The sequence below is a fragment of the Methylocystis sp. sgz306128 genome (assembly GCF_056032725.1).
The window spans coordinates 140964-158131 of record NZ_JBVYWO010000005.1 but is presented as its reverse complement, the minus strand read 5'-3'; the positions used below and the strand labels follow the sequence as shown (position 1 = coordinate 158131).

Annotated in this window: 12 protein-coding genes; 5 read left to right on the top strand and 7 right to left on the bottom strand. The window is 61.7% G+C overall.

The genetic code is table 11. The features are described 5' to 3' along the window. Positions 1-79: 79 nt before the first annotated feature. Complete coding sequence (locus tag AC0N03_RS10400; RefSeq protein WP_474288661.1) at positions 80-3715, top strand: hydantoinase B/oxoprolinase family protein; 3636 nt, start codon at positions 80-82, stop codon at positions 3713-3715. Positions 3716-3824: 109 nt separating this feature from the next. On the opposite strand, the gene AC0N03_RS10395 is transcribed toward AC0N03_RS10400, so the two are convergent. The 3 genes from AC0N03_RS10395 to AC0N03_RS10385 form a co-directional block, all read right to left on the bottom strand. After that, positions 3825-4922, bottom strand: a complete 1098-nt coding sequence (locus AC0N03_RS10395; protein WP_474288660.1) for an ABC transporter substrate-binding protein — start codon at positions 4920-4922, stop codon at positions 3825-3827. Positions 4923-4943: 21 nt separating this feature from the next. Further along, complete coding sequence (locus tag AC0N03_RS10390) at positions 4944-6035, bottom strand: ABC transporter permease (RefSeq protein ID WP_474288659.1); 1092 nt, start codon at positions 6033-6035, stop codon at positions 4944-4946. A 159-nt stretch (positions 6036-6194) separates the two neighbouring features. Next, positions 6195-7217, bottom strand: a complete 1023-nt coding sequence (locus AC0N03_RS10385) for a LacI family DNA-binding transcriptional regulator (protein WP_474288658.1) — start codon at positions 7215-7217, stop codon at positions 6195-6197. 174 nt (positions 7218-7391) lie between these two features. Between AC0N03_RS10385 and AC0N03_RS10380 the strand changes: the two genes are divergently transcribed. Continuing rightward, positions 7392-8312, top strand: a complete 921-nt coding sequence (locus AC0N03_RS10380) for a fatty acid desaturase (RefSeq protein ID WP_474288657.1) — start codon at positions 7392-7394, stop codon at positions 8310-8312. 24 nt (positions 8313-8336) lie between these two features. On the opposite strand, the gene AC0N03_RS10375 is transcribed toward AC0N03_RS10380, so the two are convergent. The 3 genes from AC0N03_RS10375 to AC0N03_RS10365 are packed head-to-tail and all read right to left on the bottom strand — an operon-like array spanning position 8337 to position 13092. Further along, positions 8337-9143, bottom strand: a complete 807-nt coding sequence (locus tag AC0N03_RS10375) for a phosphate/phosphite/phosphonate ABC transporter substrate-binding protein (RefSeq protein ID WP_474288656.1) — start codon at positions 9141-9143, stop codon at positions 8337-8339. After that, the gene (locus AC0N03_RS10370; RefSeq protein WP_474288655.1) at positions 9140-10684 is read right to left on the bottom strand and encodes a trimethylamine methyltransferase family protein; all 1545 of its coding nucleotides are present in this window, start codon (positions 10682-10684) and stop codon (positions 9140-9142) included. The genes AC0N03_RS10375 and AC0N03_RS10370 overlap by 4 nt, the downstream gene beginning before the upstream one ends. Then, a complete protein-coding gene (locus AC0N03_RS10365) occupies positions 10681-13092 on the bottom strand; it encodes a GcvT family protein (protein ID WP_474288654.1) in 2412 nt (803 codons plus the stop codon). Before AC0N03_RS10365 ends, AC0N03_RS10370 begins: the two co-directional genes overlap by 4 nt. Before the next feature lie 126 nt (positions 13093-13218). Between AC0N03_RS10365 and eda the strand changes: the two genes are divergently transcribed. After that, positions 13219-13863: a bifunctional 4-hydroxy-2-oxoglutarate aldolase/2-dehydro-3-deoxy-phosphogluconate aldolase gene (gene eda / locus AC0N03_RS10360; protein WP_474288653.1), complete on the top strand. Its 645-nt coding sequence runs from the start codon at positions 13219-13221 to the stop codon at positions 13861-13863. 76 nt (positions 13864-13939) lie between these two features. Here eda and AC0N03_RS10355 read toward each other — a convergent pair whose 3' ends face one another. Beyond that, complete coding sequence (locus tag AC0N03_RS10355; protein ID WP_474288652.1) at positions 13940-15121, bottom strand: pyridoxal phosphate-dependent aminotransferase; 1182 nt, start codon at positions 15119-15121, stop codon at positions 13940-13942. A gap of 133 nt (positions 15122-15254) precedes the next feature. Here AC0N03_RS10355 and AC0N03_RS10350 point away from each other — a divergent pair, with 133 nt between their 5' ends. Then, positions 15255-15497: a hypothetical protein gene (locus AC0N03_RS10350; RefSeq protein ID WP_474288651.1), complete on the top strand. Its 243-nt coding sequence runs from the start codon at positions 15255-15257 to the stop codon at positions 15495-15497. A gap of 66 nt (positions 15498-15563) precedes the next feature. Beyond that, complete coding sequence (locus AC0N03_RS10345) at positions 15564-17162, top strand: OpgD/OpgG family glucan biosynthesis protein (RefSeq protein WP_474288650.1); 1599 nt, start codon at positions 15564-15566, stop codon at positions 17160-17162. The last annotated feature ends 6 nt before the right edge of the window (positions 17163-17168 follow it).

Sequence of the window (17168 nt, the reverse complement as noted above, 5' to 3'; positions counted from 1 at the left end):
TATTTACCAAGCCAAAACGCCATCTTCTTATTGACAAATTGTCGATAAATTGTTGATGTTGGCAGCAAGGAGAAATCAGATGGCAAGATCACGCAGCAGGACAGCACAGGCCGCACAGCTCTGGGACTTCTGGATCGACCGCGGCGGCACTTTCACGGATATTGTCGGGCGTGATCCGGCGGGGCATCTGCACGCGCACAAGCTGCTCTCCGAAAATCCGGCCGCCTATCGCGATGCTGCCGTACAGGGCATCCGTGATCTTCTCGGTCTTGCGAAGGGTGAGGCCATTCCCGCCGGTCGCATCGGCGCGGTGAAGATGGGCACAACCGTGGCCACCAATGCGCTGCTGGAGCGCAAGGGCGAGAAAACCCTGCTCGTCACCACCAAAGGCTTTCGCGACGCGCTGGAGCTTGGATATCAGGCGCGCCCGCAGATTTTCGCCAAGAACATCATCAAGCCCGAGCAGCTTTATTCCGGCGTAACCGAAATCAGCGAGCGCGTGCTGGCCGACGGCACCATCGAGCGCGCGCCCGATGAGGCGGAAATCCGCGCGGCGCTGGTCAAGGCCCGGGCAGACGGATTTGTGGCCGTCGCCATTGTCTTCATGCATGCCTATCGCTTTCCCGCGCATGAAAAGCTGGCGGCAAAAGTGGCGCGCGAAGTGGGCTTTACTCAGGTTTCCGTCTCGCATGAGGTCTCGCCGCTGATCAAGCTGGTGGGGCGCGGCGACACAACGGTGGTGGATGCCTATCTCACGCCCATCCTGTCGCGCTATGTGGCGCAGGTCGCCGAGGAACTGGATGTCGGGCGCTCCGGCGCGCGGCTCATGTTCATGATGTCGTCGGGTGGCCTGACCGCCGCCAGCCTGTTTCAGGGCAAGGACGCCATTCTCTCAGGCCCGGCGGGCGGCGTGGTGGCCATGGCCCAGACCGGAAAGAGCGCAGGCTTCAACCGGGTCATCGGCTTCGACATGGGCGGCACATCGACCGATGTCGCGCATTTTGACGGCGCCTACGAACGCGCCTTCGAGACGGAAGTGGCGGGCGTGCGCATGCGCGCGCCGATGATGCTCATTCACACAGTGGCGGCGGGCGGCGGCTCGATCCTGCATTTTGACGGCGCGCGCTTTCGCGTCGGCCCCGATTCTGCCGGCGCACGGCCCGGCCCGAAAAGCTATCGCGGCGGCGGACCGCTGGCGGTGACGGACGCCAATGTCATGGTGGGCAAATTACAGCCGGATTATTTCCCCAAAATCTTCGGCCCGCGGCAGAATGAAGCACTGGATGTGGAGAGCGTGCGCGCCGCCTTCGCGCAGATGGCGCGCGATGTCGGCGACGGCCGCAGCCCAGAGGAAGTGGCAGACGGCTTCATCCGCATTGCCGTGGCCAATATGGCCGAGGCCATCAAGAAAATTTCGGTGGCGCGCGGCTATGACGTCACCAAATATGCGCTCAATTGTTTCGGCGGCGCGGGCGGACAGCATGCCTGCGCTGTGGCCGATGCACTGTCGATGAAGACAGTGCTCATTCACCCGCTGTCCTCGCTGCTGTCGGCTTATGGCATGGGCCTTGCGGATATCCGCGCCCACCGCAGCCAGGGCGTGGAAGAGGAACTCGACGTCAATGCGATGGATACGATCCGCAATATCGGCATGCAGCTTGGCGCGGCGGCGGCCGACGAGGTGGCGGCACAGGGTGTCGGCGCGCGGGATATCGAGGTGCATGTCTCCGCCCATATCCGTTATGCCGGAACCGATACGGCGCTGGTGCTGCCGATGCCCGAAGGCGGCGACGCGCTGGTGCGCCTGCGCCATGCCTTCGAGAAGGCGCACAAGGCCCGTTTCGGCTTCATGGACCGCACGAAGACCATGATGCTGGAGGCCGTCTCCGTCGAAGCCGTGGGCGGCGGCGCGCGCTTTGCCGAGCGCAAGGGTGCCGTGACGCAGGCGCCCGCCAATGCCGATGCGCGGACGCGGTTTTTCTCCGCCGGGCAGTGGCATGAGGCGGCGGTCTACCGGCGCGCCAATGTGCAGCGGGGCCAGACCATGAAGGGCCCGGCGCTCCTTATCGAACCGCACCAGACCATCGTGATCGAAAAGGGCTGGCAGGCCGAGGTCACCGCCAAGGATCACGTTGTGCTCACCCGTACCGAGGCGCTGGCCCAGCGCACCGCCATCGGCACGAGGGCCGATCCGGTGCTGCTGGAGATTTTCAACAACCTGTTCATGTCGATCGCCGAGCAGATGGGCGTGACGCTGCAGAACACCGCCTATTCCGTGAACATCAAGGAGCGGCTGGATTTCTCCTGCGCAGTATTCGATGCCGAAGGGCGTCTGGTGGCCAATGCACCGCATATGCCGGTGCATCTGGGCTCGATGGACCGCTCGGTGGAGACGATCATCCGGCTGAATGCAGGCAGGATCAGACCGGGCGACGTCTACGCGCTCAATGCGCCCTATAACGGCGGCACACATCTGCCGGATATCACCGTCTGCACCCCCGTTTTCGACGAGCACAAGAAGAACATCCTGTTCTGGGTGGCCTCGCGCGGGCATCACGCCGATGTCGGCGGCCTCTCGCCCGGCTCCATGTCGCCAAAGGCCACGCATATTGTCGAAGAGGGCGTCTATATCGACAATTTCAAGATGGTGGATCGCGGCAAGTTCCGGGAGACGGCCCTGCGCAACCTCCTGCTCGGCGCGCAATATCCCGTGCGCAATGTCGTGCAGAACATCAACGATCTGAAGGCCCAGATCGCCGCCAACGAGAAAGGCGTGCAGGAACTGCGCAAGATCATTCACGAATTCGGTCTTGAAACGGTGCAGGCCTATATGGGCCATGTACAGGACAATGCCGCCGAATCCGTCGCCCGTGTCATAGAAAAGCTGAGCGATTCCGAATTCTCCTACGAGATGGATCAGGGCACATTCATCAAGGTGAAAATCACTGTCGACAAGCGCAAGCGCGAGGCGACCGTCGATTTTACCGGCACCTCGCCGCAGCAGCCGACCAATTTCAACGCGCCCGAGCCCGTCACCCGCGCCGCTGTGCTCTATGTGTTCCGCGTGATGGTGGAAGACGACATCCCGATGAATGCGGGCTGCCTGCGCCCGCTGCACATCATCGTGCCCAAAGGCTCACTGCTCAGCCCGGAATATCCGGCTGCGGTGGTTGCGGGCAATGTCGAGACCTCGCAGGCCGTCACCGACACATTGTTTGGCGCATTGGGCGCTTTAGCCGCCGCGCAGGGCACCATGAACAATCTCACCTACGGCAACGACAAATATCAATATTACGAAACCATCTGTTCCGGCGCGCCGGCGGGAGAGGGCTTCAACGGTGCATCCGGCGTGCACACCCACATGACCAATTCGCGCCTGACCGACCCGGAAATTCTGGAATATCGCTTCCCCGTGGTGCTGGAGGATTTTCATATCCGGCGCGGTTCGGGCGGCAAGGGCAAATGGAATGCGGGGGACGGCACGTCGCGCACTGTGCGCTTCCGCGAAAAAATGGATCTTGCCATTCTTTCCGGCCACCGGCGCGTACCCACATTTGGCCTCAAGGGCGGCGCGGGCGGAGAACTTGGACATAATCTCGTACGCCGCAAGGATGGCCATATCGAAGAACTGCCCGGCTGCGCCCAGACCGTGCTGGAAGCAGGCGAAGCCATAACCATCGTCACGCCCACCGGCGGCGGCTATGGCAAGGCGTGAGAGGCCACATCGCCATAAAAAAGGCCCTCAGGCCGCGCATAGCGCGGAATGAGGGCCAGCCGATATTAAACATCATGCTCCGCCTGAACCGGCGGAGCATGTTTGCGTGTCATTTGCCCCAGATTTTCTTATACTGGTCGCGGTAGCCGTTATCCGGATCAAAAACATTCTTGGCGCCGCCGTCATAGGCGACATTTTGCGCCGTCACGAGATGAATGCCGGAAATATAGCCGGACCAGGGCTGCTTGGCGAAAGCACGGTTCAGCTCGTCCACCAGCTGCCAGCCCTGCATATTGAGCGGCTCCGGCACGGTAGCCATCTGATATTGCTTGGCCCGGATGCGCTGATAGGCCGATTCGGAGCCGTCGCCTGCGGATATGGCCTTCGGCGTTCCGTCACCCTTCTTGCCGGCTGCAGAGAGCGAGGGACCCATGAAATCGAAATAGAGATCGTTGATCGCCAGCGAATAGGTCCAGGCGTCGCCATATTTCTGCAGCAGGGTGGTGGTGAGCTGCGGCATGCGCTGCGAGCTTTCGGCAATCGGCGAATCGACGAATTCAAGCACCTTGCAGGTGGCGCATTTCTTGATCACGGCTTCCATGGCGCGGGCCTTGAACACGGCGATCTCATATTGCGAATCGGTAAAGATCACCACGCCGGCCTTGCCCTTCGAGTCGGCAATGGCGGCATAGGCGGCCGTATCCGAGACATCCTGCGGCGAAGTGGTGACATTGGCGAAAATGCCCGCCTCGGGCTCCGGCCCCGGCTTGGTGCCTGAATGCCAGCCGACCACCGGCACGCCGGCCTTCGCTGCGGCATCGAAGGAAACCTGCTGTTCCTTGGTGTCGAAGCCGCCCACAACGATGCCGTCGGGCTTCAGCGTCAGCGCCTGACCCATGGCGGCAGTACGCCCCGAAACCGAGCCCTGCCCGTCAATGACGGTCACTTTCCAGCCGATGGCGGCAGCGGCTTCCTTCACGCCCTCCGAGGCGCCCAGAATGCCGCCGTTCTTCAGATCGCCGGCGACAAATACGATATTTTTTCCGGCGGCGGCCTTCGGGCCAGCGGTCGGCCCGTCCCATTTATCGGCGCGCGCCTCGGCGGCGGCGGCCTTTTTCGCGGCCATATCGACGAATTCGTCGGCGCTGGCCACGCTGACACTCAGAACAAGCGCGCTTGCCGCGCCCAGCAACATCAGTCTCAGCATGAGTTCCTCCCTTTATAACGGCTAAGGCTGATCCTTGCCGATTGTCTCCTGATCCCGCCTCTGGTTCTCCCCGGCGGGCTTTTTCTTCATTGCGGGCGCGCGCTTCCTCTGCGCGTAGCCCGCAATACCTATGGCGATCAGCAGCGTGCAGCCGTTGAACATCGGCTCCACCCAGAATGAGCCGCCAAATTGCTGAATACCGGAAATGCCGATGGCCAGAATGGTCACGCCGACCAGCGTGCCCCAGACATTGACCCGCCCCGGCTTGATGGTTGTCGACCCCAGAAAGGCGCCCACCAGCGCCGGCAGCAGGAATTCGAGGCCGACGCTCGCCTGTCCGATGCGCAGCTTGCTGGCCAGAAGCACCCCGGCAATGCCAGACAATGTGCCCGAAGCAATAAACGCCAGCATGGTGTAAAAACGCACCGGAATGCCGTTAAGGCTCGCCGCTTTCGGATTGGCGCCGATGGCGTAAAAATAGCGGCCTATCGGCAGATATTCCAGGGCCAGCCACATGATGGTTGCGAGAATGAGCAGATAAAGGCCGGTGATGGGCAGCGGAATGCCCCAGAATTCGTTCGCCGTCAGATTGAGAAAGCCATCGGGCAGGATGCCGAGCACCTGCCGTCCCTGCGAGTGCCACATGGCAATGGCGTAAAGAATGGTGCCGGTACCCAGCGTGGCGATGAACGAGTCAATCTGCGCCACCTCAACCAGCAACCCGTTGATCAGCCCCACCAGCGCGGCAAGCAGGATGACAATCAGCACCGCCACCGGCCAGGGCAGGCCGAACATGGTCTGCAGCGATATGGCAAGAATATGCCAGAGCACAATGCCATAACCGATGGTCAGATCGATCTTGCCGGTCACCATCGGGATCATGGCCGCGAGGGACAGGATGGCAATAATGGCCTTGTCCGAGATGATCGAACGCAGGTTTAGCAATGTCGGGAAGGTGGTCGGCAGCAGAATGGAAAACAGCGCCGCCAGCGCCACGGCCAGAATAACAAGTCCGTAAACGGGGATCAGACGCTTGACGCGCTCGACCGGGCTCAACTGCGCCAGTTCCCGGGCGGTCGGCTCCAAAGCGGATGAGCGGATTGACGAAGCCAAGTTTTTCTCCCCTTTCGTGCGCGCGGAGCGGCCGCAACGACGATAATGTCTGGGGCAGGCCGTGCCTTACCCTTCTTGTTATCGATAACGTTAGCGAGAAATTCCTCGGTCGGCAAGAGGTTCTCATGTCATGCGCAAAATTTGCGCGGCAATGCCGGATCAGCTTGTCTCGCGCTGGATGATCGAAAAATCGAAGCGGATTGTCTGCGGCGGGAGGGCGCTCTCATTACCGCGCAGCGCACGCACAAACAGGTCTCCGGCGGCCTGGCCGATGCGCGCGCTGTCTATGGCGACGGTGGTGATCTTCGGCCAGCACCAGCGCGAGAGATCGAAATCGCCGAAGCCGGCTATGGCGATCTCGCCCGGCACCTTGATGCCGCGCCTGTGGCATTCGCTCAGCGCGCCGAAGGCGGAGAGATCCGACACGCAGACAACGGCATCAGTCTGCGGCCAGCGGGCTATGACCTGCGCCAGCGCCTCGCCGCCATGTTCGATCGAGATGGGCGGCAGACCATAGGTGACAATGCGGCCCTGCGGCAGGCCGAGCTGGTCAACGGCACGCATATAGCCCAGCCGCCGGTCGGAGCCGCGCGTATCCTCGGTGCTGGCGCCGCCGATGAACGCGATCTGCCGGTAGCCGCGTGCATGAAGGTGATGCACCATCGCCTCGGTCGCCGCAGCATTAGAGAAACCGACAACGTGATTGATCGGATCGGCAGGCAGGTCCCATGTCTCGATGACAGGAATTGCCGCACGCTTCAGAAGCCGCCGCGTGCGCTCGGCGTGAATGCCGCCGGTCAGCATGATGCCCTCCGGACGACGGCGCAGCATGGATTCGACCAGCAGTTCCTCGCGTTCCAGCGAATAATCGGTGTAGCCCAGCAGCAATTGCAGGCCCGCTCTCGTGAGTACATCCGTCAGTCCGCGGGCCGTATCGGCAAAATTGGAATTGTTGATGGTTGGCACCAGCGCGGCGATAAACCCGGAACGGCGCGAGGACAGCCCGCCTGCAGTCATATCCGGCACATAGCCGATCTGCTCTATGATCTCGAAAATGCGTGCGCGCGTCTCGGGCGCGATCGCGCTTTGCGAGCGGAGCGCGCGCGAAACGGTCATGGCCGAAACTCCGGCAAGGCGCGCCACATCCGCCATGGTTGCCTGGCCGCGCCGTTCAGCCGTCATGATCCCGTCCATGCCGCATATTCGGAATTCTACCTAAATTTCATATGTCGAAACATTCTTCTACAAGACAATTCGGCTTTGCGCAAAACGGCGAATAACCTAGCATATTGCCGATACTGATCGATCATTATGGGCAATTCCAAGAAAAATATCGCGATGCAGGCAGAAAAAGGGATGAAAGACACTCCAGAGGCCGTGGCCTCCGGCGCGCGCATCGAATGGCCGACTCTTGGACTCGCTGCATTGATCTACACAGGCTGGGCACTGCTCACCTTCCACGCCAATGCATTGCCCTGGTGGGTGACGACGCCCATCGGCGCCTGGCTCATTGCCTGGCAGACCTCGCTGCAGCACGAGATCCTGCATGGCCATCCCACCATCTGGCGCGGGTTCAACCGGGCTCTGGCCTCCATCCCGCTCTCGCTCTGGCTGCCCTACGAGAGCTACCGGGTCAGCCATCTCATCCATCACCGCGACGAACGCCTGACCGACCCGTTCGACGATCCGGAAACCTATTACTGGACAAACTCGGACTGGGCGCGTCTCTCGGCGCCGGCGCGTATGCTTGTCAAGGCGCAGAATACACTGGCAGGGCGGCTCATTATCGGCCCGCTCTGGATCGTGCCCCGGTTTTTTGCCAGCGAATTCAGAGCCATCTGCAAGGGCAAGCATGTGGCGCGCACGGCCTGGGCGCGCCATGTCCTGCCGCTCGCGCTTGTGCTGTTCTGGCTGATCGCCGTCTGCAAGATCAATCTCGTCTATTATGTTTTCGGCATGGTCTATCCCGGCACATCGCTGATGCTGCTGCGCTCCTTCGCCGAACACCGCGCCGCCGCCAATACCAAGGAGCGCACGGCCATCGTCGAGAACGCCGGCATATTCGGCTGGTTGTTTTTATTCAACAACCTACATTCTGTGCATCATGAGGAACCGATGATGCCCTGGTATGAGATACCTGCCTGGTACCGCAAGAACCGCGAACGCCTGCTGCGCGAGAACGGCGGCCTGCTTTACAACGGCTACGGCGACATTGCCCGGCGCTATTTCCTGCGCACGCATGATGTGCCCGTGCATCCGCTCGGACGGGCGCCGTAAGCTTCGACACCCCCGTTGCCGCCCTCATCCCGGCTCGGCATAACCTGCAGCCAGCGCTTCGTCCTGCCAGTCCTGCATTGGCTGATAGGTTGAAAAATCAACTCCGGCAAAGCCCGATATGCCGAGCGGCCCTGCGAGCGCGGAAAACCAGTTCTGCGTGTGGGCCTGCGCAAAGGCCGCCTTCAGGCGGGCAACATCGGTAGGGGAAACCGCCTTTGCAGCCACGAAACAGGGCATGGGCGCGCATTCCGTACTCTCGATAATGCGGATATTCTGCACAAGTTCAGGCCGGTGACGCCGCATCAGATCATGCCAGTAGGCATCGAGCGGCCCGACATCAAGCCGGCCGTCGGCAACGCGGTCCAGCACTTCGCGCGCGGTAATGAGATTGCCCGATACCCGGGCAAAGACCCGTTGCCGCCCGGCTGTGCGATAACGCAGCAGATGATGACGCGGCGCATTGAAACCCGAATGCGAATGCGCCACTGTCCAGCCGAAATGGCCGGAAAATGTCTCCGCGAGCGTGCGGCAGGGGCTGTCAGCGCGGACAATGAAATCGGTGCGGTAGACCGCACACCCCGCGGCCCAGTCCGCTTGCGGCACAGGCGCGGCCAGAGGCTGCACATCGGCAATGCGCAGCCGGATCGGATAACCGCACATGAACACGGCGCCAAGGTCGGGACGCTGCCAGAGCGGCTCAAGCGGCTGCGGCGCCGGATAGGGCAGATAGTCCATGGCCATGCCGGCTTCGGCGCAGACATGCGCCAGCAAACCACGCCAAAGCGCCTCGACTCCGGGCGTCACGCCATACATGCGGGCATTGGCGATCACGGCATCAGCTCGCGGGTGCGCCGCGCCACATAATCGGCCAGCGCCTCCCTGACGCCGGTATCCAGCGATGGAGGCTCATATTCGGCAAGTGCCTTTTTCCAGATATCGTGCGCCCGCGTGGTGGCATCTTTGGCGCCATGCTCCTGCCAGCTCTCAAAATTGCTCCAGTCCGAAAGCAACGGGCGATAGAATGCCGTCTCGAACCGGGCCATGGTATGGGCCGAGCCGAAAAAATGCCCGCCCGGCGCCACGGCGCCTATGGCTTCGAGCGCCAGATCATCCGTATTGAACGCCACAGGCTTCAGCATTTCGGCCCAGCCGCGCAGCATCTCGGCATCCACAACGATTTTCTCGTAGGAATTGACCAGCCCGCCTTCCAGCCAGCCCGCCGCATGGGTGATGAGATTGGCATGGGCCATGATCGCGGCCCAGAGCGAAAAGCCGGTCTCGTAGGTTGACTGCGCATCCACCGCGGGCGAGGCATTCACGGCGCTGGCGCGATAGGGCAGCTTGAGCGCTCTTGCGATCTGCGCGCCGCCAAGCGTCGCATGAACATTTTCCGGCGTGCCGAAGGCCGGCGAGCCGGAACGCATGTCCACATTCGACGTGAACCCACCCATGATGCAGGGCGCGCCGGGGCGGATCATCTGGCACAGCGTGATAATCGCCAGCGCCTCCGCTGTCTGCTGCACCAATGCGCCGGCAAGCGTGATCGGTGCCATGGCCCCCATCAGTGTGAAGGGCGTGATGCAGACGCATTGACCGTGTGCGGCCATAAGCATGATCGAATCCAGAATTTCCTCATCGACCCGGCGCGGCGAATTGACATTGGTGATGATCATCAGCGCCGGATCCCCGGCCAGCGCTTCCAGCGAACAGCCGTGCTCAATGGCGCTCATGGCCAGCGAATCCATTGCAGCAGTCCCGCCGACGCCGCGCGCCTGCCAGACCTGATCGCTGCCGATGATATGCGCCATATTCATGCGCAGATGCCGCACCGGCACCGGCACATCCACCGGCTCCGCCACCACGCCGCCCTGCCAGTGCAGCGCGCCCAGCGCATGGTTGATCCGGATGATTTCCTCGAAGGCCGCCATGTCGCCATAGCGCCGCCCGCGCGCGAGATCCGAAACATTGGGCGCGCCCCCCACGGGGCCGAAATTGAGCACATTGCCGCCAACAACAAGATTGCGCGCGCCATTGCGCGCCCGAAGGGTGAATGTCTCGGGCGCGAAACCCAGATAATCGGTCACCACTTCACGCGGCAATTTGACGATGCCCGTTTCAAAATCGACAAGCGCGCCATGCGCGTCATATATGTCCTGCGCCTGTCTGGACCGGATTTCCATGCCGTGATCCAGCAGCACGGCAAAGGCTGCCGCCAGAATCTGCTCGATCTGTTCTTCGGTGAAGATCTCCACCGGCTTCCAGGGATTGCGCACCTGCCCCAGCGGCGCAGACGCGGCCACGCGCTCTCGCCCGCCCCGTCCGCCCGTGCGGCGACGCGGCTGCGGCGCTTCCGGATTGAAAGGATCGCTCATGCCCGCAGCCTCAGGCCCTGCGGATCATGCAGCGGTACGGCGGTCAGTCTGGCGGGGCACATCTGCCCCAGAATATCGATCATGAAACTGGCCCCGTCCTGCGCGAGTTCAGCCGGAATATAGCCCATGGCAATGCTTGATCCCACACAATGGCCATATCCGCCAGACGTGACATGGCCAACGACCCGTCCGTCCTGCAATATTGTCTCGTAGCCGATGACATCAGCGTGGGGCGCATCCACACTCAGTGTGACGAAACGCTTCTTCGGCCCCGTTTCGCGCTCGGCCAGAACCGCTTCCCTGCCCATGAAATTCTTGGAAAAATCAATAAACCGGTCAAGCCCCGCCTCAAACGGCGTATAGTCGGGGCGGAAATCCTTGTTGAACGAACCATAATTCTTTTCAAGCCGCAGGGAGGAGAGCGCCCGTCCGCCAAACAGGCGGATGCCGAATTCCGCCCCCGCCTGCATTATGTCGTCATAGAGCGCGCAGATGTAATCCGGCGTCACCCACAGTTCATAGCCCAGTTCGCCGGTAAAACCGGAACGCGAAACCAGCGCCGGAGCCGACCCCACCGCCATTTCGCGCACATCGAATAGCCTGAAGGCTTGCGCGCCGATATCATGCCGCACCAGCTTCTGCAGCACATCGCGCGCCCGCGGGCCGGCGAGCGACAGTCCGTTGAGCGTCGAGGCAGCGGAGCGCACAAACACATCCTGCGGCGGGTGCTGCGCCATGAACCAGCGCATGTGATAGCCTTCGGCAAAACCCGAGCCGATCAGCAGGTAGCGATCCTCCCCGATACAGGCAACCGACAGATCGCCGACTATGCGGCCGCGCGCATTCAGCATCGGCGCGATGGCCATGCGGCCCGGCCGCGGAATCCTGCAGGCCAGCAGATGGTCGAGCCAGCGCCGCGCACCCGCACCCGTCACTTCATATTTGCCATAATTGGAGGTTTCATAAAGACCAACGCGCTCACGCACCGCCCTGCATTCGGCTCCGACATGCTGAAAAGCCTCGGAACGACGGTATGTCGGGGTTTCGCGCCGCGCAACGCCATTGGGCGCAAACCACAAGGCGTGTTCGAGCCCAAAATTTGCGCCAAATACCGCACCGGCCGCATCAAGCCGTGTGTAGAGCGCCGTCTGGCGTGCCGGCCGCGCGGCGGTCAGTTCCTCATTGGGGAAAGCCAGCCGGAACCGGCGGCGGTAATTCTCGATCACTCGTGCCTTCGTATATTTTGGCGTGGCATAAGCGCCGAAGCGCGATACATCCATCGCCATGATATCGGCGCCGGGATCGCCGTCCTTCATCCAGCGTGAGAGAACGAGTCCGATGCCGCCGCCCTGCGAAAAGCCCGCCATCACAGCGCAGGCCACCCAGAAATTCCGCAGACCCCTGACCGGCCCGACCAGCGGATTGCCATCCGGGGCGAAAGTAAACGGCCCGTTGATCGCCTTTTTGATACCGGCGCGGCCAACAGCCGGAAAATGCTGAAAGCCGACCTCCAGTTCCGGGGCAAGCCGGTCAAAATCATCGGGCAGAAGCTGCATGGAAAAGTCATCGGGCGTCTTGTCCGGCGCCCAGGGTACGCAGGCCTGCTCATAGGTGCCCAGCAGCGCGCCGCGGCCCTCCTGCCGCACATAGATCTCGCCGGAAAAATCGGTCGTATTGACGATCTCGCGCTCCAGCCCCTCAAGTTCGGGAATCGCCTCAGTGACAATGTAATGATGCTCCATCGCCAGAACAGGCAGATCCAGCCCCACCATGTGGCCGATTTCGCGCGCCCAGAGCCCGGCGGCATTGACCACGTGTTCAGCGTGGATCACGCCTTTGTCAGTGACCACGTCCCAGCTGTCGTCCGGGCGCTGCGCCAGCGAAAGCACTCTGGTGAACCGGTTGATTTCTGCACCCAGCATCCGCGCCGACTTGGCATAGGCCTGAGTCGTCCCGGCCGGATCGCAATGCCCGCCATCGGCACGCCACAGCGCGCCGGTGAAATATTTTTCCTCGATCAGCACATTGCGCCGCTTGGCCTCCGAAACGGGAATGAGCTCGGTTTCCATATCGAGGTAGCGGGCGCGTGATTTCATCAGATGGAGAAAATCCATCTCGCCTTGATTGGCCGCCAGCATCAGGCCGCCATTGGCATGCAGCCCGCAGGACTGGCCGGAAAATTCTTCGAGTTCACGGTAAAGCTCCAGCGTGTATTTCTGCAGGCGGGAAACATTGGCATCGCCATTGAACGTATGCGTGCCGCCCGCCGCATGCCATGTGGAGCCGGAGGTAAGCTCGCTCTTTTCAATGAGCACCACATCGCTCCATCCGGCTCTGGCCAGATGATAGAGAATGGAGCAGCCCACAACCCCGCCGCCGATCACGACCACACGCGTCTCAGTCCGCATTCACAGGATCCTCGTCCATAAGCAGGCCGCAGGGTGCAGTCTGGGCTGTTGCCCCGTCAAGCGGAACAGGCTAGGAAACGGAAAAGTTTCATATCTCAAATTCAGTTCCAGAAGGCCGAGGTTGTTATGACCCTTTACCAGCACACGCAAGCCACGCTCAATGTCATGGCCAGGGCGCCCGTTATTCCGGTGATGACCGTCTCCAGCGTCGAGGATGGGCTTGCTCAGGCCCGCGCCCTTGTCTCGGGCGGCCTGCCGGTGCTCGAAATCACCCTGCGCACCCCCGCCGCCATGGATGCGATCAAGGCCATCATCAACGAAGTGCAGGGCGCGATTGTCGGCGTCGGCACCATCACCCGGCCCGAGCAGATCGAGGCCAGCGCCAAAATCGGCGCGGCCTTTCTGGTCAGCCCCGGCACGTCGCCCGCGCTGGCCCGCGCAGCCGCCGCTTCGCCAATACCGTTCCTGCCGGGCATCGCCACAGCCTCCGAAGCCATGAACCTGATGGATCTCGGCTTCACGGCGCTGAAATTCTTCCCGGCGGAAGCTGCCGGCGGCGCGAAATACTTGTCCTCCATCGGCGGGCCGCTGGGAGAACTGCGCTTCTGCCCCACGGGCGGGATCGATGCCGAGAAGGCCAAGACCTATCTCGCGCTCAAAAACGTGGTGTGCGTGGGCGGCTCATGGATGATCCCGGCCAGCGCGCTGGCTGCCGGAGATTATGCTCTGGTTGAACGGCTGGCGCGCGACGCCAGCGTGCTGAAGGGCTAGCGGGAATCGCCCTACCCCGTCATCCCGGGACGCGCCTGGCGCGTCCCGATACTTGCGGGGAGAGGCGGTCAGGCCTTCAAACCGGCTTGGCGCTCGCCAGAAATTCATCCATCCGCGCCAGAGCTTTCACGATATTCTCTGTCGAATTGGCGTAGGACAGGCGGATATAGCCTTCGCCATAGACGCCGAAATCCGGCCCGCCGATCGTGGCGACGCCTGCTTCTTCCAGCAGTGCGGAGGCCAGCTTCTTGGCCTTCCAGCCGGTGCGGCTGATGTTCGGAAAGGCATAAAATGCGCCTTTGGGCGTGGCGCATCCGACATTCGGCAGCTTGTTCAGCCCTTCCACCACCACCTTGCGGCGTTTGTCGAACTCGGCCACCATCATGTGAACGGCATCCTGCGGGCCGGTGAGTGCGGCAAGTCCCGCCCATTGCGCCGGGGCATTGACGCAGGAGAAGGAATTGACCGCCAGCTTGCGCGCGTTGTCGTAGAGCGGCTTGGGCCAGACCGAATAGCCCATGCGCCAGCCGGTCATGGCATATGTCTTCGACCATCCATCGAGGACGATCAACCGGTCGCGGATCTCGGGATAGGCGAGCAGGGTCTGGTGCACGGCATTGTCATAGGTCATCTGGCCATAGATCTCATCCGAAAGGATGGCGACATCCGGAAACCGGGCCAGACCGGCAACGAGCTTGTCGATCTCTGATTTCGGCGTGACGCCGCCCGTCGGATTGGCGGGCGAATTCAGGATGAGGAGCCGCGTCTGCGGCGTGATCAGCGCCAGTGTTTCTTCCGCCGAGAAGGCAAAGCCGTTCTCTTCGCGGACAGGCACGGGAATGGGGCGCGCGCCGGTATATTCGATCATCGAACGGTAAATCGGGAAGCCGGGGTCGGGATAGAGAATATCGGCGCCCGGCTCGCCGAACATGAGAATGGCCATATACATGGTGACCTTGCCGCCCGGCACAATCATCACGAGATCGGGCGAAACCTCAACATTGAAACGTTTGTGGAGATCGGCGCTCACCGCCTCGCGCAGCGGCAATATGCCGGTTGCGGGCGTATAGCCGTGATGGCCGTCGCGCAGGGCCTTGATCGCCGCTTCGACAATATGCGCCGGCGTGGCAAAATCCGGCTGGCCGATGCCAAGATTGATGATATCGCGGCCCTGACGCTGGAGCTCGGTGGCGCGGGCGAGGACGGCGAAGGCATTTTCCTCGCCGATGCGGGAGAAGCCGGGTGTCACATGCAACATTCTGTTTCCTCTCGTTTTGCCGCATATTCATCACTGGCGGCTGTCTTGTCCAGCCGGAGGATTCGACAAATTCCTTGTTTACGGCGCAATCCTGCTATAATCCAAACATAGAAAATGCGATGAGGAACGGACATTGACCGAGAGTGCGCAAAAATCGATCAACTGGCAGAATTGCGTGACCGTGGTGAGCGTCGGCATTCTGCTCGGCACAGAATTGCTGGCCATGTCCTGGGCCGCAGGCTGGGCGCTGGGCGGCCTGTTCCAGTTACCCAAGGATATTTCCCGCATTGTCGAGGTGCTCTTCGTGCTGATCGGCTGCTTTGGCGTGTTCAAGTTTGTGCGCGCCGCGCTCAAGGTCGAGCCGATCCGCGCCTGAACTCTTCCCGCACAGACCTGATCCGGAACGCCTCCGGGTTTTCATTCATCCGCTTGAGGTGACACCATGCCATCTTCCATTGATCGGCGCGCGCTGCTGCAGGCTCTCGCCGCGCTTGGCCTGTCCTATCCCATCGGCGCGGCAGCCGCGGCCGAAGCCGATGACATGAAAACCCTGAACGGCCTGCATCTCGGCCCGGCCCGGCCATTCTCTTTTGACAGTCTGAAGGAACAGGTCAAGGCGCTGGCGGCCATGCCCTATCAGGCTCCTGCCGTCGTTGCCGCCGACATTCTCGACAAGATCGATTATGAGGCGCACGGCAAAATATTCTACCGCGCCGATCATGCCCTTTTTGCCGATGGTCCGGGCGAATATCCCGTCACCTTCTTTCACCTCGGCAAATTCTTCAAGAAGCCGGTGGGCATGAATGTCGTTGCAAAAGGCGAAGCGCGGCCCATTCTCTATGACCCTTCCTATTTCGATATGCCCGCCGACAGTCCGGCGCGGCAACTGCCTGCCAATGTCGGCTTTGCCGGCTTCCGCTATCAGGAACCGCGCAACGGCAAGCTAGACTGGAAAAAGAACGACTGGGTCGCGTTTCTCGGCGCGTCCTATTTCCGCGCCATCGGCGAATTGTACCAATATGGTCTCTCGGCCAGAGGCATTGCCATCAACAGCGCCGTCGCCGGAAAATCTGAGGAATTCCCGGATTTCACGCAGTTCTACATCGAAACGCCGGAAGGCGACGGGCCGGTCACGCTCTATGCGCTGCTGGACGGCCCCTCCGTCGTCGGGGCCTATCGCTTTGTCATGCAGCGGGGCAAGGGCGTCATCATGGACATCAGCGCCGCTGTGCATCTGCGCGCAGATGTGGCACGGTTCGGCATAGCGCCGCTGACCTCGATGTTCTGGTTTTCCGAAACCGTGAAGGACAAAGCCGAGGACTGGCGGCCGGAAGTGCATGATTCCGACGGCCTCGCCATGTGGACAGGCAATGGCGAGCACATCTGGCGGCCGCTGAACAATCCGCCGCATATTCAGGCCTCAGCCTTCATCGACCAGAATCCGAAAGGCTTCGGCCTGCTGCAGCGCGACCGCGTCTTCGACCATTATCAGGATGGCGTGCGCTACGAGCGCCGCCCCTCATTATGGGTGGAGCCGACGCGCGGCTGGGGCGATGGCGCTGTACAACTGCTGGAACTGACCACGGACGATGAAATCCACGACAATATCGTTGCCATGTGGGTGCCCAGCAAGCCGGCAAAAGCGGGCGATGCCTATGATCTGTCCTACCGCCTTCACTGGTTGGCCGACGAGCCGTTTCCCTCGCCGCTGGGCCGCGTGGTGGCCACGCGCCTTGGACGCGGCGGCCAGCCCGGCCAGCCCCGGCCAAAAGGCGTGCGCAAGTTTCTCGTTGAATTTCTCGGCGGTCCGCTCAAGGATATTCCCGCCGGAATCATCCCCGAAGCGGTCGTCAGCACATCGCGCGGCACGTTTGGCGCCTACAAACTGACGGAAGCCGTGCCGGATGACGTACCGGGCCATTGGCGTACGCAGTTCGACCTCATCGTCGAGGGCACGGAACCGGTGGAACTGAGGCTCTATCTCAAGGCCGGGGACAAGGTGCTCACCGAGACCTGGGCCTATCAATATCACCCTTTTTAGACAGGA